The sequence below is a fragment of the Eubacterium sp. AM46-8 genome (assembly GCF_003466705.1).
Lineage (GTDB): Bacteria > Bacillota > Clostridia > Lachnospirales > Lachnospiraceae > Lachnospira.
Genome location: NZ_QSEU01000013.1, coordinates 15,110 through 37,078 on the forward strand (window position 1 = coordinate 15,110; position 21,969 = coordinate 37,078).

General features: G+C 38.1%; 21 protein-coding genes and 1 pseudogene. 2 read left to right on the plus strand and 20 right to left on the minus strand.

What is annotated here, in order from left to right; genetic code table 11:
- Positions 1-15 precede the first annotated feature (15 nt).
- Genes DW963_RS09445 through DW963_RS09470 form a run of 6 tightly spaced genes read right to left on the minus strand, consistent with a single transcriptional unit; the run spans position 16 to position 4,902 of the window.
- Positions 16-207 carry a Flp1 family type IVb pilin gene (locus DW963_RS09445; RefSeq protein WP_243004285.1) on the minus strand — a complete coding sequence of 64 codons (192 nt, stop codon included), beginning with the start codon at positions 205-207 and terminating at the stop codon, positions 16-18.
- Positions 208-266: 59 nt separating this feature from the next.
- Positions 267-1,493, minus strand: a complete 1,227-nt coding sequence (locus DW963_RS09450) for a type II secretion system F family protein (RefSeq protein WP_117915332.1) — start codon at positions 1,491-1,493, stop codon at positions 267-269.
- Positions 1,483-2,259: a type II secretion system F family protein gene (locus tag DW963_RS09455; protein WP_243269406.1), complete on the minus strand. Its 777-nt coding sequence runs from the start codon at positions 2,257-2,259 to the stop codon at positions 1,483-1,485. The genes DW963_RS09450 and DW963_RS09455 overlap by 11 nt, the downstream gene beginning before the upstream one ends.
- Positions 2,189-3,403 carry a TadA family conjugal transfer-associated ATPase gene (locus DW963_RS09460; RefSeq protein WP_117915333.1) on the minus strand — a complete coding sequence of 405 codons (1,215 nt, stop codon included), beginning with the start codon at positions 3,401-3,403 and terminating at the stop codon, positions 2,189-2,191. The genes DW963_RS09455 and DW963_RS09460 overlap by 71 nt, the downstream gene beginning before the upstream one ends.
- Entirely contained in the window at positions 3,403-4,407 is a 1,005-nt protein-coding gene (locus DW963_RS09465; RefSeq protein WP_117915335.1) for a hypothetical protein, read from the minus strand. The genes DW963_RS09460 and DW963_RS09465 overlap by 1 nt, the downstream gene beginning before the upstream one ends.
- Before the next feature lie 21 nt (positions 4,408-4,428).
- The gene (locus DW963_RS09470) at positions 4,429-4,902 is read right to left on the minus strand and encodes an A24 family peptidase (RefSeq protein WP_117915337.1); all 474 of its coding nucleotides are present in this window, start codon (positions 4,900-4,902) and stop codon (positions 4,429-4,431) included.
- 109 nt (positions 4,903-5,011) lie between these two features.
- Here DW963_RS09470 and DW963_RS09475 point away from each other — a divergent pair, with 109 nt between their 5' ends.
- Entirely contained in the window at positions 5,012-5,236 is a 225-nt protein-coding gene (locus tag DW963_RS09475; RefSeq protein WP_022097628.1) for a YaaL family protein, read from the plus strand.
- A gap of 189 nt (positions 5,237-5,425) precedes the next feature.
- On the plus strand, positions 5,426-6,433 hold the full coding sequence (locus DW963_RS09480) for a glycoside hydrolase family 25 protein (protein ID WP_117915339.1): 1,008 nt from the start codon (positions 5,426-5,428) through the stop codon (positions 6,431-6,433).
- Here the strand turns inward: DW963_RS09480 and nudC are convergent.
- The 14 genes and pseudogenes from nudC to DW963_RS09550 all read right to left on the minus strand — a co-directional run bounded on the left by nudC (position 6,430) and on the right by DW963_RS09550 (position 21,856).
- Complete coding sequence (gene nudC, locus DW963_RS09485; protein WP_117915341.1) at positions 6,430-7,383, minus strand: NAD(+) diphosphatase; 954 nt, start codon at positions 7,381-7,383, stop codon at positions 6,430-6,432. The two genes, DW963_RS09480 and nudC, sit on opposite strands and share 4 nt — an antisense overlap.
- A 1-nt stretch (position 7,384) precedes the next feature.
- Positions 7,385-8,332 carry a TIGR03943 family putative permease subunit gene (locus DW963_RS09490; protein WP_022097625.1) on the minus strand — a complete coding sequence of 316 codons (948 nt, stop codon included), beginning with the start codon at positions 8,330-8,332 and terminating at the stop codon, positions 7,385-7,387.
- A gap of 81 nt (positions 8,333-8,413) precedes the next feature.
- Positions 8,414-9,535, minus strand: coding sequence for a GTP-binding protein (locus DW963_RS09495; RefSeq protein ID WP_117915343.1), 1,122 nt, complete (start codon positions 9,533-9,535; stop codon positions 8,414-8,416).
- Positions 9,536-9,650: 115 nt separating this feature from the next.
- Positions 9,651-10,604, minus strand: a complete 954-nt coding sequence (whiA, locus tag DW963_RS09500; RefSeq protein WP_022097623.1) for a DNA-binding protein WhiA — start codon at positions 10,602-10,604, stop codon at positions 9,651-9,653.
- 2 nt (positions 10,605-10,606) lie between these two features.
- The gene (gene rapZ, locus DW963_RS09505) at positions 10,607-11,485 is read right to left on the minus strand and encodes an RNase adapter RapZ (RefSeq protein ID WP_117915344.1); all 879 of its coding nucleotides are present in this window, start codon (positions 11,483-11,485) and stop codon (positions 10,607-10,609) included.
- A 60-nt stretch (positions 11,486-11,545) separates the two neighbouring features.
- Positions 11,546-12,480: pseudogene (gene murB / locus DW963_RS09510) on the minus strand (UDP-N-acetylmuramate dehydrogenase).
- A 25-nt stretch (positions 12,481-12,505) separates the two neighbouring features.
- The gene (locus DW963_RS09515) at positions 12,506-13,447 is read right to left on the minus strand and encodes an ROK family glucokinase (RefSeq protein WP_117915346.1); all 942 of its coding nucleotides are present in this window, start codon (positions 13,445-13,447) and stop codon (positions 12,506-12,508) included.
- Positions 13,440-14,393 (minus strand): HPr(Ser) kinase/phosphatase, encoded by a 954-nt coding sequence (gene hprK / locus DW963_RS09520; protein ID WP_117915348.1) that lies wholly within the window; start codon positions 14,391-14,393, stop codon positions 13,440-13,442. The genes DW963_RS09515 and hprK overlap by 8 nt, the downstream gene beginning before the upstream one ends.
- 88 nt (positions 14,394-14,481) lie before the next feature.
- A complete protein-coding gene (uvrC, locus tag DW963_RS09525) occupies positions 14,482-16,320 on the minus strand; it encodes an excinuclease ABC subunit UvrC (protein ID WP_117915350.1) in 1,839 nt (612 codons plus the stop codon).
- Positions 16,308-18,545 (minus strand): transglutaminase-like domain-containing protein, encoded by a 2,238-nt coding sequence (locus tag DW963_RS09530; RefSeq protein WP_117915352.1) that lies wholly within the window; start codon positions 18,543-18,545, stop codon positions 16,308-16,310. Before DW963_RS09530 ends, uvrC begins: the two co-directional genes overlap by 13 nt.
- A gap of 15 nt (positions 18,546-18,560) precedes the next feature.
- On the minus strand, positions 18,561-19,466 hold the full coding sequence (locus DW963_RS09535) for a DUF58 domain-containing protein (RefSeq protein ID WP_117915354.1): 906 nt from the start codon (positions 19,464-19,466) through the stop codon (positions 18,561-18,563).
- 130 nt (positions 19,467-19,596) lie between these two features.
- A complete protein-coding gene (locus tag DW963_RS09540; protein ID WP_117915356.1) occupies positions 19,597-20,556 on the minus strand; it encodes an AAA family ATPase in 960 nt (319 codons plus the stop codon).
- 21 nt (positions 20,557-20,577) lie between these two features.
- Entirely contained in the window at positions 20,578-21,291 is a 714-nt protein-coding gene (locus DW963_RS09545) for a hypothetical protein (protein WP_117915358.1), read from the minus strand.
- On the minus strand, positions 21,284-21,856 hold the full coding sequence (locus DW963_RS09550; protein WP_117915359.1) for an RNA polymerase sigma factor: 573 nt from the start codon (positions 21,854-21,856) through the stop codon (positions 21,284-21,286). The genes DW963_RS09545 and DW963_RS09550 overlap by 8 nt, the downstream gene beginning before the upstream one ends.
- Between the last annotated feature and the right edge of the window lie 113 nt (positions 21,857-21,969).

The following is a 21,969-nucleotide window of genomic DNA, read 5'->3' on the forward strand; positions in this document are numbered from 1 at the left end:
TGTATCCTCCATAAATCATATTTTATTAGCCTGATTAGTCATCTTTGACAGAACAGAATTAACAAGGTCTGTTATCTGTTTCTTAAAAAGCACAACCAGTCCAACGAGAACAATTGTTATTAATACAACCTCGACAACTCCCATTCCATCCTCATCATTCCAGAATTTCTTAGCTTCTCTCTTAATATTGTTCATTATATTGTTCATAATTCCACAACCTTTCTTTTAACTAATTCACCACATATTACCAATTCCCTGTCCGCTCACTACATACGAAAAGACCATATTGCCGGTATCATAATTATCATCATTACCGTTATGAGCATAAGCATCATCGGCATAAGCAGTTTTGTCGTTGCCTCTTCTCCCTTTACCCGTGCCATGTTCTTTCTTTTTTCAAAAGCGTCACAGGCTTCTTTTTCCAGCAGATTACTGAGTTCTTTAGTTCCCTTTTTAATGTTGGTCTGCAATAATGTCGCTAATTTCATATACTCTCTTGTATCACAACGTTTGCCAAACTGCTCATATGCCTTAATCTCCGAAATTCCTGCCTGAATATTATAGTCAGTCGTACATATTTCTTCATATACAGGTCTTTTCAAATCCCCATGATTAGTCTTATTTCTATAGTCACACGCAATTTTATGCCATGCCATTCTCGTTGTCATCCCTGCTTCCAGAAGCAGTGTCAGCTTAGATACAACCTCTGAATAGTCATACACAAGATCTCTTTTTCTTCTTATAATCCGGTCATTCTCTTTTTTTCTATCAGATATACCAACAACTGCTGCCGCAATTCCTCCAAGAATAATAAATATTACTGGCGAAGCCGGTTCATCCTGTTCCTCATATGTAACTTTTTCTCCGTCTATGTATTCAGGAAGATTAATATCTGCATCTGTCGGATTGTTGCTAAGAACATCCTCTATTGCTTTTTCTACACGCACCTGCTTCCCCACTTTGTCATTGTATTCCGGCGCATATACAGTTACCGGTATCTCATACTCACTCCTGTAATCCTCATATTCCATAACAAGCCTGAGAGAAACCTTCCTGTATTCACCATCCAAAAACCCTCTGTTACTAACTTTGCCGTTATAGTTAATAAGCTGGTAATCTGATGAATACCATGACAGCTCTATCACACCGCTCTGGTCTTTCTCCGGCAACACAAGATCTCCGGTTACATAATCACAGTTCTTATTATCTCCAAGCATGGTGACTATTACTTCTTCGTATGCTCTGTCAAAACATTCATACACCTCATCTGCTGACATTATTCTAGGACTAACCGCCAGATTAACAGTCGCTATCTGCTGCCCATCCCCGCCTATTACATCAATATATTTACTACTAGCGTTCTCGCCCGGTTCAGGTCTTTTAATAACACCATCAATTGTAGAGGGTATCTTAGACATACCTGCACTGATTATTGTCAGCGCAATACTAACAATAATGATAAGATGTATTTTCCCAATCTTCTTAAACTTCAATATTAACAATCCTCTTTGCCCACATATCAGCGATAACATAAACTATAAGGCACACTGTCATAATAACTGCACCATACACGTTGCCATATAACGGCTGTATGAATTCAGCCGCAGTAAACTTAAGATATACAACTATAGCAGCCGGTATTATGCTCATTACTCTCTGTTCCATTCTTTTACCACTTATAATTGTGTCTATCTCTGATAAAACCTCTTCCTTCTGCTGTATAATCTGTGTCGTATTTCTGATAATTGATATTAAATCCCCACCACTTCTCTTGGCATACCTGAATATCTCAGCAAAATATATAATATCTTCCACTTTGCTTTCCTCAGCAAAATCCATAAATATATCCTCAATATTCTCATTCTGTCCAAGCCTTACAACAATATATCTGAATTTAATAGTAATATCCGAATCTCTGCCATATATCAGTTCCAGCTCTTCAACTGCCTGTATAAATGCATTCTCTATCGAATAACCTACATTTAATGCAAATGATACTGACATAATTCCATCCCTGAACTTCCTACAGAATTCGTTATTATCCTTCTTCGCACGTTCCTTTTTTCTCTGCTTATAATGAAGATATACATATGGTGACAATATGAATGCCATCAATATATTTTCATAGAAGATATAAGCTGCAACACAGACAATAACTATTCCCTCTGCTATATAACGCACACCACTATCACATATATCCGGCAGCCTTAAGTTTTTCAGTTCTGATAAGGCTGTTCTCCTGTCTGACAAGTTTTCCAAATACTTTTCCATTCTTGTCCTGACCTGTTTCAACAAACTTATATAATGGTGTAAGTACAACTTCACCTCCGATATAATCTCCAACCTCTGCAATCTGCATCACCTTCCTGCTTTTATCCCTTAATCGTGCCAGATGTACAACAATATCTATAGCCGATGATATCTGAGAACGGATTGCTGTTACCGGCATCTCCATTCCCATAAGTACCATTGTCTCAAGTCTTGTCATCATATCTTTGGGGCTGTTTGCATGCCCTGTAGACAAACTTCCGTCATGCCCTGTATTCATCGCCTGGAGCATGTCTATTGCTTCTGCGCCCCTGACTTCTCCGACAACAATACGGTCTGGTCTCATTCTAAGACTCGCTTTAATAAGATCTCTTATCCCCACCGCATTACAGCCTTCCAGATTAGCCATTCTCGCTTCTAACCTGACAAGATTACTGACATTATGAAGCTGTAATTCCGCTGAGTCCTCAATCGTCACTAGTCTCTCATCTTCTGGAATATAATCTGACAACACATTTAAAAATGTTGTCTTGCCACTTCCAGTACCTCCTGATATGAAAATGTTATATCTGCTCTTAACAAGCCGGCTTAAAAATTCTGCAGCCTCAGCCGTAATTGATTCAAGCTCAATAAGTCTCTCAATCGTAAGCGGTGTATCATAGAATTTTCTTATGGTTATTACAGGTCCATTAATAGCAACCGGCGGCAATACTATGCTGACTCTCGAACCATCTGACAATCTTGTGTCTGCTACAGGTGATGCTTCATTAACCATTCTGTTAGACATGGCTGCTATACGCTGTGCTATATCTGACAGCCTCTCAACACTCTCGAACTTCTTATCCCATTTTTCCATGTGGCCATTCCGCTCTATAAAGATACTGTCACTCCCATTTACCATAATCTCTGTTACACTGTCATCCTCTAAAAGCTCCTGTAGAATATCAAGTTTCTTAATAGAGTTATAAAGCCTTTTCTTTAACTCCTCTTTCTGCCTTATAGGTATTACAACATTACGGCTCTCTTCATATATGCATGCATCTATAACCTGGTATAATTCAACATCATCAATATCTCTGCCTGTATCAAGGCGTTCATACACCAGTTTTCTTATATTCATATATAGTTCTTCCATTATGTCTCTCCAGTCTCAATTAAAGAGCACAGTTCATCATAAAAACTGCAGAAAGGAAGCCTGTTCCACATATCCGGATTAAGAATATTGTCTTCAATTCTTACTGCAATCTTCTTAAATGCACTGACAATATTATCCATTCCACGTTCCATAACCATATTTTCAAAATTTCTGACTTTAGACTTTTCCAGGTAATTATCCCCATCACACATATATATTTCATCAAAGCAATCCATCATATTCCACGGCATCCTCAACCCATCCCCTATGTCGACCACAATATATGAATACCCAAGCTCCCTTCCAATTCCCTGAACAAATGTGCCAAGTTCATCTGCTTTAATATCATCTATATCATCTGCACAGGATGTATCCGGTATATAATCAAGCCTGTCATAATGACTTATCGCATTAACAATATTCTTATGAAACTGGTTATGATTCTGTCTGAATGCATATAAAGCATCCGAAAGGTTCTGTTCCTCCTCCCCTTTTAATATTCCTTTAAATCCGCCAAATGTCTCAAAATTCACGAATAATGTATTACACTTCTCTGACAGCTGCTTTGCAACTGCCAGTGATAATACCATGCGTGATGTATTGTTAAATCCATACACACCTACTACCTTAAGACTTTCTCTCCTCTGGCTATTCTCTCTCTTATCGTATCTCATAACCGACTGGAGAAGCTGGTATGACGGCTGGTATTTGCATATTCCTACCAGCCCTCTCTCCTCTTTAGAATTGATTTCATCGGCATCCTGTTCTTCCTCACACAACACAACTGTCTTATTCCCTGTTCTCGTCGCATCATACTCATATGCCCCTTCACATATCATAAGCATGTCCGCTTTCTTTTCCTGCAGATACTTATCAAGCTCCTGCTCCTGTGTAAACACTTGTGCATTATAAGGAATATCATTATCATCGTTAATTACTGACATCAGACGCTTTGCATAATTCTCATCTGAATCGTATATAACACAAATGCTATTCCTCCCCATTATTTACCTCCCCTTATATGTTCATAAAATCACAACAACTCTGTATCCCAACACAACAACATATCCAATCAGAACCGCAACCGCATAATGAAATCCATGCCCTTCTATCCCTGTGCTTCCTACCCTTACCAGACTTGTCCTTTTAAAACACAACTCAATAACTCCTATAAAAAGCCCTGTGATAAATGACACAACCATAAGCTGTACCACGAATTCTAACCCCGTCAGCAGTCCAAGCACTGCAAAAAGCTTCACATCCCCCGCACCAACAGCCCTGATTATATAAAGAAGCATCATTCCTGCTAATCCCGCCAGGGTGCCAAGTATGTAGTCCCTTATATTATCACCTGCCAATCCTCTTATAACGAGTAGTCCTGTTCCCACAATTAACCCTGCTATAATCAGATAATTCGGTATTCTGAAAGCTTTTACATCTTCCCTCACTGACCATATAATGAATACCAGTGCAATCACTACTGATATATCGTATGGCACATATCCACCTCCTAAAAAACATGTATAGAATTACCATTTACTGCCTATACTTCTAATAAAGGCATATGATGCCCCTAATCTTGAGCATTAAGGAGTAATTCTATTGAAAATGTTTGGTAAAAAAAAGAGTCCTGCTACATATGATGAAAAATACCTGCTACAGGAACTTATGATGACTAAAAAGGCAATGTATACTGCCTATTCTAATCTTGATAATGTTACTGATCCTGACCTGATAGACTGTTATATCTACCAGCTTAATTCAGAACAGAAACGGTACAATTACCTTCTTGCAAAGGCAAAAGAATCTCAGTTATCCACGTCTGGATTCTGATTCTATAAGAATTGTTGTGTTGTACAGATACTATATATTCTATTCAATAAATTGTCAATACCTTTTGTATATTTTTATTTAAAAAATCATACGAATCTAATTGACATTTTGCGAAAGCTAATATACCATTTATACAAGAAATACTTTTTATGAATAACTCATAATTAATTATTATAGAGGTGATGCACTATGAAATCGAAGAAAACCAATCCTTTTGTGATAACAACTTTAATATTCTTTATGACAACTGTAATGTTTGGTCTGCTGACCACCGGTGTCATTATTAAATACAGAAAAGCAACCGTTGCAGCTAATACCGATAAGCTTAGCAATGACGAGATTGAGAAACTAAAGTCAGAAGAGAAAGAGGATCTTCTTTCTGATATGAAATTAAGATTCACTAATGGTGAAGGTTCTCTTTCCATACTTAAGAGCTATTTCCCTGATAATATAGTCTATGTGAACAATAAGAATCAGTATGTATTTGCGCAGATACTTCCTGAACTTGCCAAGAATAATTATAAGGACGAGAATTTCAAGCAGGACGATAAAGGAATTATTACATACAATGAAGACGGTAAAGTTACAACACATATGGGTGTTGATGCCTCTAAGTTTCAGGGGAAAATTGACTTTAAGAAATTAAAAGAACAGGGCGTTGAATTTGCTATGTTAAGATGTGGATTCAGAAGCTATGGCAATGGAATCCTGAACACTGATTCTTCATTTGATACATTTGCAAAAGACGCAATAAAGAATAATATTAAGATTGGCGCATACTTCTTTTCATCTGCAATTACAAAGCAAGAAGCTATAGAAGAGGCTGATTATGTTCTTGATATTATCAAACCTTACAAAATTACATATCCTGTAGTGATTGACTTTGAGGAGATTTCGGGCGATTCATACAGACAGGAGAATCTGACTACTGAAGAACTTACAGATATCATAATCGCATTCTGCGACAAGATAGAAAAAGCAGGCTATAAGCCAATGATATATTCCAACCTTAAGGGCTTCGTTGGAAGACTTGACCTTACCCGCTTAGAAAAATATGAGAAGTGGTTTGCCTATTATTCAGACACACCTTACTTCCCATATGAATTCTCTATATGGCAGTACACTGAATCCGCTAAATTAGACGGTGTCAGTGGTAATACCATAGATCTTAATATTAGTTTTAAAGATTACAATTAATTGTGACTCACATGCTCGCTGCGGAATTTCTCAATCATTTCCCTTGTGAGACTGATATGGTCGTCAATTACATCTATATCATCTGCCTTGACCCATGTGCCGACCGATAACTCATCTTCTTCAAGGGTTATTGTGTCGTCACCGTCAAGCTCACAGAAGTAACCAAGAAGCTGAGAACCGCTGAGTCCCCAAGGCTGGCTCTTGTAATATGTAATATTCTTAACCTTCACACCTACTTCTTCCATAACCTCTCTGCTTACAGTTTCCTCTGTTGTTTCACCAATCTCGGTGAATCCGGCAATAAGCGCATAATTCCTGTAAGTTCTTCCCGCATATTTAGTAAGAAGAATTCTGTCCTTGTCTGTAACTGCAACAATAACAGCCGGACATATCTTAGGAAACACCATATTCTTACAGCAGTCACAGCGTAACATTCTCTGCATGTCATCATGCCTGAGTGGTTTTCCGCATCTTCCGCAGAAATGATTATCCCTGTACCAGCCATACAGATGAAATGCAGTAATAGCCGCATAAGCATGCTCTCTTGGCTGTGCCTTACGGAAAGAATCAACGCCTATGAATTCATATCCTCTGACGAAAGAATACATATCCTTGTGTACAGCTGAATCAGCCATCTCGCCCAAGAATGTGCCTCTTTCGAGGCTTCCAGTCTTTCTTGCAAGGAAAAAATGTTCCTCATCAATTGACAACAGATATATGAATTCAAAGTTATCCACAGTTTTATCTCCGTAAGAGGATTTTATCCCCTGAACGAACTCGCTATACTGTGGATATATTAATACATTTTCTTCAGGATTCTGTGATTTAAAATGTCCTGATGGTCTTGCAAGCAATGAGGAACCCTGAAAATAAAACACAGTATCCTCATTGCCTGGCTTAAGGTTCTTATACTGATTGTCCAAATGTTTTGGCCATATATCCTGTATCATATCAGAAGAACACCATCTCTTCCTTAGGTGCACCTGTCTTTTCTACGCTTTCAACGTAAAGAACAGGACCTTTCTTCTTATATGCCATCTGGAATTCATACTTAATAGTAGCTGTAACCCATATCCATTCTCTGTTTTCAAGAGAAGCTATGTTGTTGTAGAAGCTGATATAACCGATAAACTGTGTATCTTCTGCACAGCATGTCATAACCTTTCTTCCCGGAACGAAATTCTTATCCTTAAAGTACTTGTTCTTAAGAACCTGTCCCTTAAATCTTACCTTCTTGCCTGCGTATACTTCCGGTCTTTCAGACACATCCATATACCAGATACCATAATCTTCGTCATCAACCTGAATAACATCAGCATTGATATCGTATGGAAGCTGCTCAGATATAGCAACCTGGTCACCCTTCTCGTCCTCGAAGATAATCTGGAGTGCAGGATTTAATGCTCTCATGCTTCTTCTGTAGCTGCCAAGATCCATACCTGACTTGCATCTGTTAAAGATAACCATATCAGCATATTTAACAGACTCTGCAATAATAGACTTCATGTTAGCCCACTGTAAGCCAAATGCATTAGCATCAACTAAAGTTATAGACTGGTATACCTGCCATCCTCTTGGCTTCTCACTTCCAAGAATAAGTGCAGGATCCCACATTCCGTTATATTCAACAATAACAATCCATGGATCATACTTCTTGTCCAGTTCATTAAGAGTCTTGATATTAAAATCTTCCTTTTCAACAACAACCATATCAACTCCGTTGTCCTTAAGAAGCTTCTCGCTATACTCCTCTTCACCTTCTTCACACACAATAAGAAGTTTATTCTTAGCGTCTGCAAACTGTCCCATTGCTATAGTATCGGAGATAAATCTTGTTTTACCACTGTCAAGCTGACCATTAATCAAGAAAATCGGAATCTGATATTCCTCATTTGCCATATTTATCCTCATTTCTGCGCATTTGCGCTATCATTTCATTATAAATGCGTTGTAAAAATGTGTTCTTCTATTAAACACTGATTAAACTTCAAAAAGTTCCTTAAGTGCATCTTCCTTAAGTTCAGAACCGATTACACAGATTCTTCCTGTGAAATCAGCACTTCCCTCACGAATCTCATATTCTTCTGGTACAAGGTCGAAATACATCCATGTTCCATCTGTACAAGGAAGCATACCCTTAGAACGGAGAACCTTACCATAATCTTCACTCTCAGAAAGCTTCTTTAATATACTGTCAAGCTCTGCCTTCTCATACTTCTTAGGAGTCTCTGTTCCCCAGCTTGTAAATACGTCATCTGCATGATGATGGTGATGATCATGCTCGTGCTCATGATGATGTTCGTGCTCGTGATGATGCTCATGTTCCTCATCATGGTCATGATGATGCTCATGCTCGTGGTCATGGTGATGCTCGTCATCATCGTCATGATGTCCGCCACAACAGCAGCACTCTCCATCTTCATGATGATGGTGGTGGTGGTGCTCCTTCTCATGCTCCTCATAAGCCTTCTGCGCTGCCTCTGCAAGCATGTCTAACTCAAGGTTAGTAACATTCTCCATTGCACCAAGAATCTTAGTTCCGTCAATATCATCCCAAGGAGTTGTGATAATATGTGCATTAGGATTAACACTCTTAATAAGCTCAATAGCGGTCTTTAACTTCTCTTCAGAAACATTCTGTGTTCTGCTTAAAATAACAGTTCCTGCATGCTCAATCTGGTTATTAAAGAACTCGCCAAAATTCTTCATATAAACCTTAACCTTAGAAGCATCTGCAACTGTTGAAGCACTGTTAAGAACGATTTCATTCTCAATGTGAAGATCTTTAACAGCCTTGATAACATCTGAAAGCTTGCCTACTCCTGAAGGCTCAATAATAATTCTGTCCGGGTGATACTTGTCTACAACTTCCTTAAGAGAAGTTCCGAAATCACCAACAAGTGAACAGCAGATGCATCCTGAATTCATCTCTCTTATCTCAACCCCAGAATCTTTAAGGAATCCTCCATCAATACCGATTTCACCGAATTCATTCTCAATAAGAACTACCTGCTCTCCCTTTAAGGCTTCCTTTAAAAGCTTACTTATAAGAGTTGTTTTACCTGCTCCCAAAAAGCCTGAAATTATATCTACTTTAGTCATCTTAATCAACCTTTCTGCAGTATATGACTGCTCTTTTATCTCATATTTTCAATTATACACTTCTTGTCAATCCCTATTTGAAAAGAAAATGTAAAATTTTATTAAAAATATTTAATCAGACAGAGATTCCCATGCTCTGTCTTAATTCATCTGCCTTCTCGCCAATCTTTCTTAGCCTGTGGTTTACACCCGATTTACCAACCGGAGGGTCTAACAGCTCACCTAGTCCCTGAAGACTCATGTCAGGATTCTCGAGTCTTAAAAGAGCAACCTGCATCAGACTGTCACTTAAACTGTCAAGCCCGACAGTATCTCTTATAAGTTCAATATCCTTAATCTGCTTGACCGCCGCTTCAATTGTTTTGTTAAGATTAGCAGTCTCACAGTTTACCTTTCTGTTGACATCATTACTGATTCCCTTAAGAATCATGACATTGTACAGGTTCATCTGTGATACAACCGCTCCCATAAGATTAAGCGTATCAGTAATATTATTGCCTTCTTTCATATACACAACAAAACTGTTTTTTCTTACAATAACCTTGGCATCGAGTCCGAAAAAACGCAGCATATCCATAAGAATATCAGCGTCCTCCTCATATTTGCACACAATCTCATAGTGATAGAACTTGTTCGGGTCACTTATAGAACCTCGTTCCATAAAAGCTCCTCTTATAAATGCTTTCTTACAGCAGTCCATAGCTACAATTCTTGCGTCAACAAACACCGGTTCAATCTGTGTAAACCGGTCGTCGCACCATTTTAATGTCTGCAATATCTTAGCAACATCACTCTGTCTGGTTATCCTTATAATAGTTTCCTTGCCATTCTTAACCATTTCATTCGTATCAGCATCCATCTTAATGCTAAATATTCTCAATAACAGGTCACTGAATTTCTCAACTGACAATTCGTTCTCTGTAACGAATTCCAGACATAATTCTCCATTATCTGTCTCGCTTACATTGCCAGACATTCCCATAAACGCAGCAAATTCCGCAATCTGGCAATGCCTCGCGGAATCTGTTTTCTTAACTAACTCTTCTTTTACTTCTGATGAAAACGACATACTTAACCTTTTCTCTTAGAATCTTTCTCAATATCTCTATGCTCAACCTTGCATCCATACTCAGTCCTGCTTATAAGCTTATAGATTTCATTAGCAAGAGTAACTGAACGATGCTTTCCTCCTGTACAGCCAATTGCAATAACAAGGCTGTTCTTTCCTTCCTTAACATAATTAGGCAGAAGGAACTTCAATAAATCATCTATCTTTTCCAGAAATTCTGTTGTCTCCGGAGCTTTCTTCACATAATCCTGTACAGGCTTATCATTACCGGTAAGGTGTTTAAGTTCTTCAATATAATATGGATTAGGCAGAAATCTCACATCAAACACAAGATCTGCGTCTGCAGGTATTCCATATTTGAAACCAAAAGAAAGAACTGTAACAAACAGATTCTTGAAATTCTTATCGTCAAAGAATATGCCCTCAAGCTCTGCCTTAAGTTCCCTTGTAAGCATCTGGCTTGTATCGATTATTACATCTGCTCTTTTCTTTAAGAACTTAAGCTCATCTCTTTCCAGCTTTATTACATTATCTATTCTGTCATGATCATCCATTGCAAGCGGATGTGTTCTTCGCGTTTCCTTGTATCGTTTTACAAGTACCTCATCACTTGATTCAAGAAACAGAATTGTATAGTTAAAATGCTTATTAAGCATATCATCAAGCACTGAATCCAGCTCAGCAAGTGCGTGACCACTTCTTATATCTACACCAATTGCTATGTTGCTATATCCGTCTTCTCCAGCATTGGCAAGCTCTGCAAACTTAGGAATCAGAGAGATTGGCATATTATCGACACAATAATATCCCTCATCTTCTAATACATTAAGTGCTGTAGATTTACCTGCACCTGACATACCTGTAACAATAATCATCTTCATCTTATCATCTTCTCTTTCTTATCTGTCCTTAATTACTGGTCTGTTTAATTATAACAAGCCTTAGAATCCAACCTTTACAACTTCCAGTTCCAGCCCGACACCGAACTTTTCCATAACTTCACTCTTAATATAATCCGTAAGCTCGCATACATCCTTCGCAGTTGCATCGCCCTTATTGACAACGAATCCGGCATGCTTCTCCGATACCTGTGCGCCACCTCTTGCACAACCCTTAAGACCTGCATCCTCAATAGCTTTGCTGCAAAATATCCTTCCGGTCTTTTAAATGTGCTTCCGGCACTAGGATACTCAAGTGGCTGCTTCTGCCTTCTCTTAGCTGCCAGCTCTGAGATATTATTTCTTATTATATCCGGTTCACCTTTTCTTAATTTCAAAGTTGCTTCAAGAACAATCATATTGCTTTTCGCTACAATACTTGTTCTGTATCCAAGCTCAAGTTCATCTGCTGAAAGCTCCCTGATAACACCTTCATCATCAATAACCTTTGCACTGACAAGAATATCCTTGAACTCCCCGCCATAAGCACCTGCATTCATTCTTACAGCACCACCTATGCAACCCGGAATACCTGTTGCAAATTCAAATCCAGCAATTCCATTAGCAGCAAGCTGGTTGCCAAGTCTTGTAAGCTTCATACCTGCACTTGCTTTGACAAGCACTTCATCTGAATTATCCTGTGAATCCTGCAGAAACTCATAATCTGAAAAACCATCGCCAAGCTCAACTACAACTCCCCTGAAGCCTTCATCACTCACAAGAATATTACTGCCATTTCCAATAACAATATATTTAATGTCCGATTTTTTCAAAAATGCGATAACATCTGCTATCTGCTTTTCTGCCTGTGGTGTTACATAATAATCTGCAGCACCTCCGATTCTGAATGTAGTATGTGTCTTCATTAGTTCACCTGTTCTTACATTCCTGGCACCAAGCATTGATATTAATGCTTCTGATAACATTTTATTATCCATATAATCTCACTATCCTTAATACTAACTAATTTCCAAGAATAAGCTTTGCTGCTCCATACATTCCTGCATCATTGCCAAGTGCAGCCTTAACTATCTTAGTCTGTCTGCTCGCATGGAACACACATTCCTTATAATACTTATCAATAAGATTGATAAAATATTCCCCTGCGGCAGAAACTCCGCCACCAATTACAAATACCTCAGGGTCAACCATTCCTGCTGCACATGCGAGTCCTTTTCCAAGATATCTGCATACATACTCTGTTACCTGTATAGCAAGGGCATCTCCTCCCTTAGCCTCGTCAAATATAACCTTTGCCGATATGTATGGCACACTTCTTAAAGATGAAGGCATATCACTTTCTGCAAGCATACGGTTAGCTGTTCTTACAATTCCAGTTGCAGAAGCAACCTGCTCAAGACAGCCCTTCTTTCCACAGTTACAGCTCTCTGTCTCATCTTCAACAAGTGGAAGATGTCCTATCTCACCTGCTGCACCGTTAAATCCATAAAGAGGCTTTCCATCAATAATAACTCCACCGCCTACACCGGTTCCAATCGTCACCATGACCATGCTGTTATATTCGCTTCCACCGCCTACCCAGAATTCTCCGAGTGCTGCCATATTGGCATCATTACCAATCTTAACAGGAATACCTGTAAGCTCAGACAATACATTGGCTGCATTAAATACTCCCCAGCCTAAGTTAATACATTTGTTGACAGTTCCATCTTCAAGACAGGCACCAGGAAGTCCCATTCCGATTCCTGCCACATCCCCTGTTGTCATATTCATATCTGCAAGAACGCCCTTGATATACTCACTTATATCAGGCAGAATCAAGCTTCCACCCTCATCCTTTCTTGTAGGAATCTCTTCCTTTCTTAACAGCTCACCTTCTTCAGAAAATGTACCACATTTGCAGGTTGTTCCTCCAACATCAATTCCAAATATAATCTTACTCATCGTCATCCTCCCCGCCTCTCATAAGATTTTCCTGTACTCTTCTGTATAATTCCTTTGCTGCATTATATCCCATCATCTTCTGTCTGTGGTTGACCGCTGCTGACTCAACAATTACAGCAAGATTACGTCCGGGTCTTACCGGAAGCGTATGGCACACAACCTTATTGCCAAGATATTCTATGTATTCTTCCTCAAGTCCAAGGCGGTCATACTCTCTGTCCTTGTTCCAGTCCTCAAGCTTGATAACCATATCAATTTCCTGAGTTTCCTTAACACTTTCAACACCGAAAAGTGTCTTGACATCAATAATACCAATGCCTCTGAGCTCTATAAAATACTTAGTAACTCCCGGTGCGCTTCCAACCAGAGTCTCGTCACTGACCTTTCTGATTTCAACCGCATCGTCAGTTACAAGACGGTGCCCTCTCTTTATAAGTTCAAGCGCAGCCTCGCTCTTACCAATACCAGACTCACCTGTGATAAGTACACCTACACCATATACATCAACTAAAACACCATGGATTACGATACATGGTGCAAGCTGGACCTTCAGCCAGCGTATTACTTCTGCTGTAAATGAAGATGTTGCCTGGTCTGTCATAAGAAGAGGTATCTGATACTTAACCGCAAGTTCAATAATCTTAGGCTCTGGCTTTATATTCCTGCAGAATATAATACATGGAATATTACTTGACAAAAGCTGCATATATCTTTCATATCTCTCCTGCTCAGAAAGACTCTCAAGATAAGCATGCTCCACATTACCAATAATCTGTAATCTGTCATTATCAAACTGGTCATAAAAACCTGTAAGCTGCAAAGCCGGTCTGTTCACATCAGGCAGATTAAGCCAGATTCCGGACACATCTATCTGTGGTGTAAGATTAACAAGATTCATTTTCTGGATAACTTTAGATAACTTTACCCTCTCTTTACCATTATTCATATATTCTCTGCCTCCAAACTCATGTTTACGATTTCATATATCCTAAGTTTATCACAGACAAGCTATAAATGCTATTATAAAAGTATTATCAATGAAAGAATTTGTATATATTCTCTGCCACATTTTCAGTAATACCATCAGCCTTCATAAGCTCATCCACTGATGCCTGCCGTATCTTTTCTATATCAAGAAAATGCTTCATAAGTGCCTTTCTTCTTACAGGTCCGATTCCTTCAATCGAATCAAGTACAGAAGATACCTGTGCCTTATCTCTTAAGCTTCTGTGATAAGTTATTGCAAATCTGTGTGCCTCATCCTGCACTCTTGTAATCAGCTTAAAGCCCTCGCTGTGCTTATCTATCGGTATCTCAATATTGTTATAATACAGACCTCTTGTGCTGTGGGTATCATCCTTTACCATACCGCACACAGGAATATTAAGTCCCAGTTCCTTAAGTACATCAAGTGCAATATTCACCTGACCGCGTCCGCCATCCATCATAATAAGGTCTGGATATCTCGAAAATCCGTGACTATCCTCAAGTCCTTCCCGCTCACGCATACCCCTTGTAAAACGTCTTGTCAGAACCTCACGCATGCTCTTATAATCATCCGGTCCCTTTACTGTTCTTATCCTGAACTTGCGATAATCGTTCTTCTTTGGTTTTCCATCCTCGAAAACAACCATTGAACCAACACTTTCAACGCCATTTGTATTAGATATATCGTAAGCCTCTGCTCTGTGAAGTGTCCCAAGTCCAAGCCAGCCGGCAATCTCTTTCATAGCTCCTGTTGTCCTGCTCTCCTCACGCTTAATCTTCTCCGCATCCTGTGTAAGAACAAGCTGGGCATTCTTATATGCAAGCTCAACCATCTTTTCCTTGTCGCCCTTCTTAGGTGTGACAATACTTACCTTGCGACTCTTTCTTGCACTAAGCCACTGTGCTATTGTATCCGCATCCTCTATCTCGTACTGCACCATAATAATATTAGGTATAAATGGAGTTCCGCCGTAATACTGTTTCATAAATTCCGAAATTATGTCGCTCTTAGAGTCACCTTCAGCAACCTTCATATGAAAATGATCTCTTCCAAGAAGCTTACCCTGCCTGATAAAGAACACCTGCACAACTGCATCCTGACCATCACTTGCACAGGCAATTACATCTCTGTCATTAACATCATCTGCTGTAATCTTCTGCTTCTGTGCAACCTGCTTAACACTCATCAACAGGTCTCTGTATCTGGCAGCTTCCTCGTATTCCATCTTCTCAGACGCTTCCTGCATCTGCGTTGTGAGCCTGTCCATAATCTTCTTGTAATCACCGTTTAAGAAAGCTGTAACCTCATCAATTCTTCTTCTGTATTCCTCACCGCTTACATATCCCTGACACGGTGCATCGCACTGTCCGATATGGTAATTAAGGCATGGCCTGTCCTTACCTTCATCTTTAGGCAGATTTCTGTTACATGTTCTTACCTTATACAACTTGCATAGAAGTTCAATAGTATCCTTGACTGCTGCCGCAGAAGTATAAGGACCGAAATACTTACCCGCTCCATGCTTCATTTTTCTTGCAAAAAGTACCCTTGGATACTCTTCACCAACGGTAATCTTAATAAAAGGATAGCTCTTGTCATCCTTTAGCATGGTATTATACTTAGGTCTGTGCTCCTTGATAAGATTACACTCCAAAACAAGCGCCTCAAGTTCAGAATCCGTGATAATATACTCAAAGTACTGAATATGCGACACCATCTGCACAATCTTGGCAGACTTATTCCTGCTGCTCTGGAAATACTGTCTTACACGATTCTTTAAAATCTTCGCCTTACCTATATATATTATGTTGTCCCACTTATCATGCATAATATAAACTCCCGGTTTTGCCGGGAGTTTCTTAAGCTCTTCTTCTAAATTAAACATACTATAAGCTTTCTTAATCCTCTGGCTTTCTTAAGTGCATAGCTTCGCACTTGTCTTATAGTACTTATTATCCCAGTTATATCAGCTTTGTCAACACATTTTACATTGCCAAATCTAACCGCAAGGATTATCTGCACTGCTTTCTCAAGTCCAATTCCCTGTAATTCTTTTTCAGATGCAACAATATCATATATATAATCCTGATAATCCATATCTGCATCTCTTTTAAAGCCGGAAAACTCAAGAAGCTTCTCAAGATACTCATACATATTAATCAGTTTTTCACTATCAGCAGCATACAGAAGTCTGTGCCTTGAAACTATTCTGCTGATACATATTATGATTAATATAATAATTGCACTCATAACAGCCGCTGTTATTATAAATGCTGCATGCATCGCTCCATTTTGCGGAAATTTAATCGGAATATTCTTTTTATCTATTGTAGTTTCCTGTACATTTCCATATATTGATGAATCCACTGTTTCCCGTTCTGTTTCACTAATATCTGTTTCCATCTGCCTGTCTGATTCCACCGTCACGCTATTTGTTGAAGCTTCTTCAGCACCATACTCTTCTCCATATCCCGGAGTCGGATCAACCACACTCCAGCCATATCCGTCAATATATACCTCTACCCATGCATGTGCCGAATTATCTGACACTTCAAATGTCTGATATGTTTCTTCATCAGCACCACCCAATAATCTGGTATCAACTACATATCCTGCACAATACCTTGTTGGAATCCCGGCACTTCTTAAAATAATTGCAGCTGATGTTGCAAAATACGTACAATATCCTTTTTTATTATCTTTAAGGAAATAATCAACAACACTTCTTCCCTCCGGAACTTTACCCGGTTTCATGGTGTATTTATAATTTTTTCTGAGATAACTGACAACATAATTAATATAATCAATCTTATCAGTCATGTCAGAAAACTCTCTCTTTCCAAATAAATCCTCTACAACCATTCTGTCCTCAGCCGGCACATCAAGATAGGACTGTTTCACAAAATTGTCATACGATTGAAATACATCATTCGTCCTATACTTTTTCATCAGTTCTCCCATTTCCTGATATGCTGACAGATTCCCATTTTTTATATAAAACTTATACGGACCATCAAATTGCGGATGTGATCCATAATTATCTGTAAAAGATGGTGAATACATTTTAAATCTTTTGGCTAACTGCAGCTCATCTTCATTCAGAGAAATGCTTTTCTGTTTTATAAGTGCATTGGCAAATTCAAATGCTGCCGATTCATAAGAATAATCTCTTTCTCTTGTATCAAGCCATCTTTCCCAGTTATTATCTGCAAAATTCCTCGCCTTAAACAGACTTATATATTGTATGTTCCCATTGGCGATAGTAGTATACTGTCCAACAACTTTATCATTATAATATAATTCATCAACCTGACCGACTTTTCCTGTTCCTACACCAACAGAAGCCTCCTGCCTCTGCGTCTCATCATCATCCGTACCTGAATTTCCATCAAGATCTATTCCCAATATGTTATATGCCATATCATTTACCATAACTCTTGTTTCTTCAAAAAAAGCAATTCTTTTATAATTCGTCTGCGGATAAGCAAAAATCAAAACAAATGTAGCAATAAAAGATAATATAATCATAAATCTGGCATTATTATGTTTTGTTCTTTTTCCAAGTGCCATTGAATCAAATGTAAACAACACGCATGCTATTACACTTATTAAATCCGGCACTAAAGCTGCTGCAATAAATATACCTTGCAATGGCAGTATTATAATAAGTGCAAACAGCATATTAGGGCGTATATTCACTTCCCACGCTGCTAAGACAGCCATTATCATAGTTACTAATATAACTGCCGCTACTATCCCACCGTTTCCAACTACACTATACTCATACTCTGGATCTGATGACATACTCAGCATAAACAGATTAACTATATTTTTAAATCCATCTGTTATATTACTTAAATTAACAACAGAATATAACGCTATTACACCAACACTTCCGCATATTTTAATAATCCGGCTATGCTTGCCATAATATGAAAACAAAATAGTATACAGCACAGAAAAAATGGCTGACATTACAACAATAAGTCCCAGCCCTGCATATTTATCTGTAATATTAGTCAGGACAGAAGCTGTTCCTCTTGTTCCAAGATATGTCACAATTATGCGTAATATTAAATTATTCCAGTCTATATTCCATGCTTTTTTCATCTATATCCTCTGCAGTTATTTGTTATCCTTGTATGTAATAATTATTGGTTCTGATGAAAGTTCAATTCCATCAAGATCATATAATTTCTGACACGCTTTATATGCCGCACTGACACTACATTTTAAATTCATAATGCCCATAAGTGCTTTCATGCAGGTTTCATTGTCATAAAAATTATACCTTACAATATTTCCAGCAGAATTATCCCAGCCAACATACTCACACATTATTCCCTGTTCAAGATAATCAATCCCCTGTGAATACGCATCCTGATATATCCGGCTCATAACACTTAGTCTTTTGTCTTTACCTGTCTCTAATGTATCAACAACCAAAAATACAGTTTTGTAAATATTATTATCATATTCCTTTATAATAAAGTCATTCTCAGCCAATATACTGCTCTTTTTCCAATGAATATAACGCGGGCTGTCTCCTTCCCTGTATTCCCTGAGTTCAGAGACTTCGTCACCCACAGATTTCAAATACAGCAATCCATCATCCATATCTGCGCTATATCCACCATCAGTCTGTATTATATCCACCTGTGCATATTCCGGAACAATATAAACCTTGCTTAAACCTGTATATTTTTTCCTCTTATGAAAAAGCCCCAGATAGTCACACATATCAATAGACTCGACCCACAAATATATATAACCGCAGTAGTCCACCGGAATATCTATTACTCCGGCTGACTTTCCCAGACCTGATTTTATATCAACCGTATAACTAAATTCATCACCTGTGTGATAGTACATATATTTCATATGAATCTGCCCATTTACAAATGCAAGATTATACTTATTCTTTTTAATCAGTCTTAGATGTACTTTACTGCCTTTTACCACAACATTATTCTTAATCTGCATGCTTATTCCCATTCCCAATGCAGATATAAATATATAAACCATGAACATGCAGGAATCACCAGCATTAACACAAGCATTATAAAAATCTGATATTCAACATAAAATATATTAACACCAAATACTATCAGAAGACAGAAAATGTATAATATCCTTCTTCTTTTCATATAATTATTATCCTTTATTTCTCCTGCATCTTTGGTACAGGTATCATTCTTAATATATCTGTTATTTCCTTCTTGGCTGCTTCATTACCTGCTGCCCCGGCAACATTAGTAATAAGTCTGTGCGCAAGTGTCTCAACGGCTATATTCTTAATATCTGATGGCAGAACATATTCATTACCTCTTAGAAATGCCTCTGCTTTAGCCATAGAAATAATCGAAATGCTTCCTCTTGGCGATACACCCTGTATTATATTTTCTCTATGCCTTGTCTTGTCTACAATATTAGCAACATATTCATAAATTGAATCATCTACATATATATCAGATACTGCTTCCTTAATTGCCTGAATATCGCCATTATCAAGTACACACTCTGACAATATCTTTCTTTTATCATTCTCAGACCTGCTTTTCATAATTGTAATTTCATCATCAACTGAAGGATATCCCATAGAAAGTTTTACCATGAATCTGTCCATCTGTGATTCTGGTAGTTTCTGTGTACCTATTGAACCTATCGGATTCTGGGTTGCAATAACCATAAATGGTTCCGGAAGATCATATGTTTCGCCATCAACAGTCACTCTGTACTCCTCCATTATCTGTAACAATGCAGATTGTGTCTTTGGTGATGTTCTGTTTATTTCATCAGCAAGAAGCAGGTTGCACATAGCTGCCCCCTGCTTGAATTCAAATTTTCCTGTCTGTCTGTTATACATTGAAAATCCTGTTATATCTGATGGCATTACATCCGGTGTAAACTGTACTCTGTTGCATTTAAGTCCTAATGCATTAGCAAATGCATGTGCCATTGTTGTTTTTCCAACTCCAGGAATATCATCTAACAGAACATGTCCTCCCACAATTATTGCCATATACACCTTGCATATGACATCATCTTTTCCTATAACTGATTTTCTTACTTCCCTTAAAACAGCTTTAGATTTCTTTAAGTAATAATTATTGTCGTTCATGTAGTCCCCCAAAAGCTTATTTTATTCCTGTATTATACATGTGTAATCATATTTACCTTCATCAATATAAACAGTGACAGTATCTCCTGATAATTCACATCTCACATAAACTATATCTTTCCGTTCCACATCAGTTGCATTAATATATTGTATAAGACTCTTATTTAATAACGTAACTACAATCTCATCTGCCCCTTCAACTGACTTTCCATCCTTTTTAATCTGACATGGAAAATCAATCTGAAATTTTGTTCCATTATCACACAAAACATTATCAACTCTCTGCTGATAAGAATAGGAATCAGTATTTTGACTATAGTAATTACTTGTAATCTTCGAGATATTAATACCTGCTATATCACCATATATCATCTGCGAAGTGGTATCAACCTCGTTACCTGCATCAGAACTTCCTGCTTCCCTTGTATATTCAGCATCTGGTCCATCTGCACTCCCTGTAGCAAGCGGAATCTGGCTTTTTGTGCCTGATGTTTTTTTATTGACAACACTGTAATTCTTAACTGCAACAACAAATATTACAATTGCCGCAGCCGTAACTACAAACTGTATCACACGCATAACCGGAATTTTTTCTCTTACTGGCTTTAATTCTACTATTTTATTACTTTCATGTATAGTCTTATCCTGTGAATCTTTAAACAAATCTGACTTATCCAAAATAATGTCTATCTGTTTTCTAATCTTTTCCCTATCTGGATATTTTACTTTACTCAAGATAATCCCACTCCTTTCTGACTCGTTTAAGCATTGAATAATATCTGCTCTTTACTGTACTAAGTTCAACCCCCTGACTGGCACTGATTTCCCCAAAAGTATATCCCTCGTACACTTTCAGTCTGAATGTCTCCCATTCACAATTCTTATGATGACCATACATCTTTTCCATCTCTTCATATGAAAGCTTGTCAAGCACACTTGTCTCCGTGCCTGCTCTTTCATCTGCTGTTTCAGGTACAGTATCATCCATAATCTGGGTAACAATACTCTCATGATACTGCCTGCTCCTGAAATAATCTGTGACCTTGTTGTCAGCAATTCTTGTAAGCCATGTCTTAAATGAAGCTTTTGCATCATTAAAGGTCCCCAACCCTTTTAATGCCGCAATAAATGTTTCCTGCGTGATATCCATCCCTGTCTCTTCATCTTTAAGTTTAATATAAATGTGCTTATATACACATTTGTAATAACGGCTTACTAGTTCATCTGCCGCTTTTCTGTCATTATTATCAAGGATTCTTTTTATCAGTTCGACATCCTGACCTTTAGACAGCAACCCCATCTACTCACCCCCGGTTACTATGTATTACATACTAAAAACAATTATCTTTTGTTCTTTCATTGATATATACGGAACAACTTTTAAAAAGGTTTAAAAAATTTAAAAAAATCCTT

Coding starts and splice junctions, on each gene's coding strand:
- DW963_RS09445 (WP_243004285.1), bottom strand. CDS start 207: ATGAACAATATAATGAACAATATTAAGAGAGAAGCTAAGAAATTCTGG.
- DW963_RS09460 (WP_117915333.1), bottom strand. CDS start 3,403: ATGGAAGAACTATATATGAATATAAGAAAACTGGTGTATGAACGCCTT.
- DW963_RS09465 (WP_117915335.1), bottom strand. CDS start 4,407: ATGGGGAGGAATAGCATTTGTGTTATATACGATTCAGATGAGAATTAT.
- DW963_RS09475 (WP_022097628.1), top strand. CDS start 5,012: ATGTTTGGTAAAAAAAAGAGTCCTGCTACATATGATGAAAAATACCTG.
- DW963_RS09480 (WP_117915339.1), top strand. CDS start 5,426: ATGAAATCGAAGAAAACCAATCCTTTTGTGATAACAACTTTAATATTC.
- nudC (WP_117915341.1), bottom strand. CDS start 7,383: ATGATACAGGATATATGGCCAAAACATTTGGACAATCAGTATAAGAAC.
- DW963_RS09490 (WP_022097625.1), bottom strand. CDS start 8,332: ATGGCAAATGAGGAATATCAGATTCCGATTTTCTTGATTAATGGTCAG.
- DW963_RS09495 (WP_117915343.1), bottom strand. CDS start 9,535: ATGACTAAAGTAGATATAATTTCAGGCTTTTTGGGAGCAGGTAAAACA.
- whiA (WP_022097623.1), bottom strand. CDS start 10,604: ATGTCGTTTTCATCAGAAGTAAAAGAAGAGTTAGTTAAGAAAACAGAT.
- rapZ (WP_117915344.1), bottom strand. CDS start 11,485: ATGAAGATGATTATTGTTACAGGTATGTCAGGTGCAGGTAAATCTACA.
- DW963_RS09515 (WP_117915346.1), bottom strand. CDS start 13,447: ATGAGTAAGATTATATTTGGAATTGATGTTGGAGGAACAACCTGCAAA.
- hprK (WP_117915348.1), bottom strand. CDS start 14,393: ATGAATAATGGTAAAGAGAGGGTAAAGTTATCTAAAGTTATCCAGAAA.
- uvrC (WP_117915350.1), bottom strand. CDS start 16,320: ATGTTTAATTTAGAAGAAGAGCTTAAGAAACTCCCGGCAAAACCGGGA.
- DW963_RS09530 (WP_117915352.1), bottom strand. CDS start 18,545: ATGAAAAAAGCATGGAATATAGACTGGAATAATTTAATATTACGCATA.
- DW963_RS09535 (WP_117915354.1), bottom strand. CDS start 19,466: ATGTTCATGGTTTATATATTTATATCTGCATTGGGAATGGGAATAAGC.
- DW963_RS09540 (WP_117915356.1), bottom strand. CDS start 20,556: ATGAACGACAATAATTATTACTTAAAGAAATCTAAAGCTGTTTTAAGG.
- DW963_RS09550 (WP_117915359.1), bottom strand. CDS start 21,856: ATGGGGTTGCTGTCTAAAGGTCAGGATGTCGAACTGATAAAAAGAATC.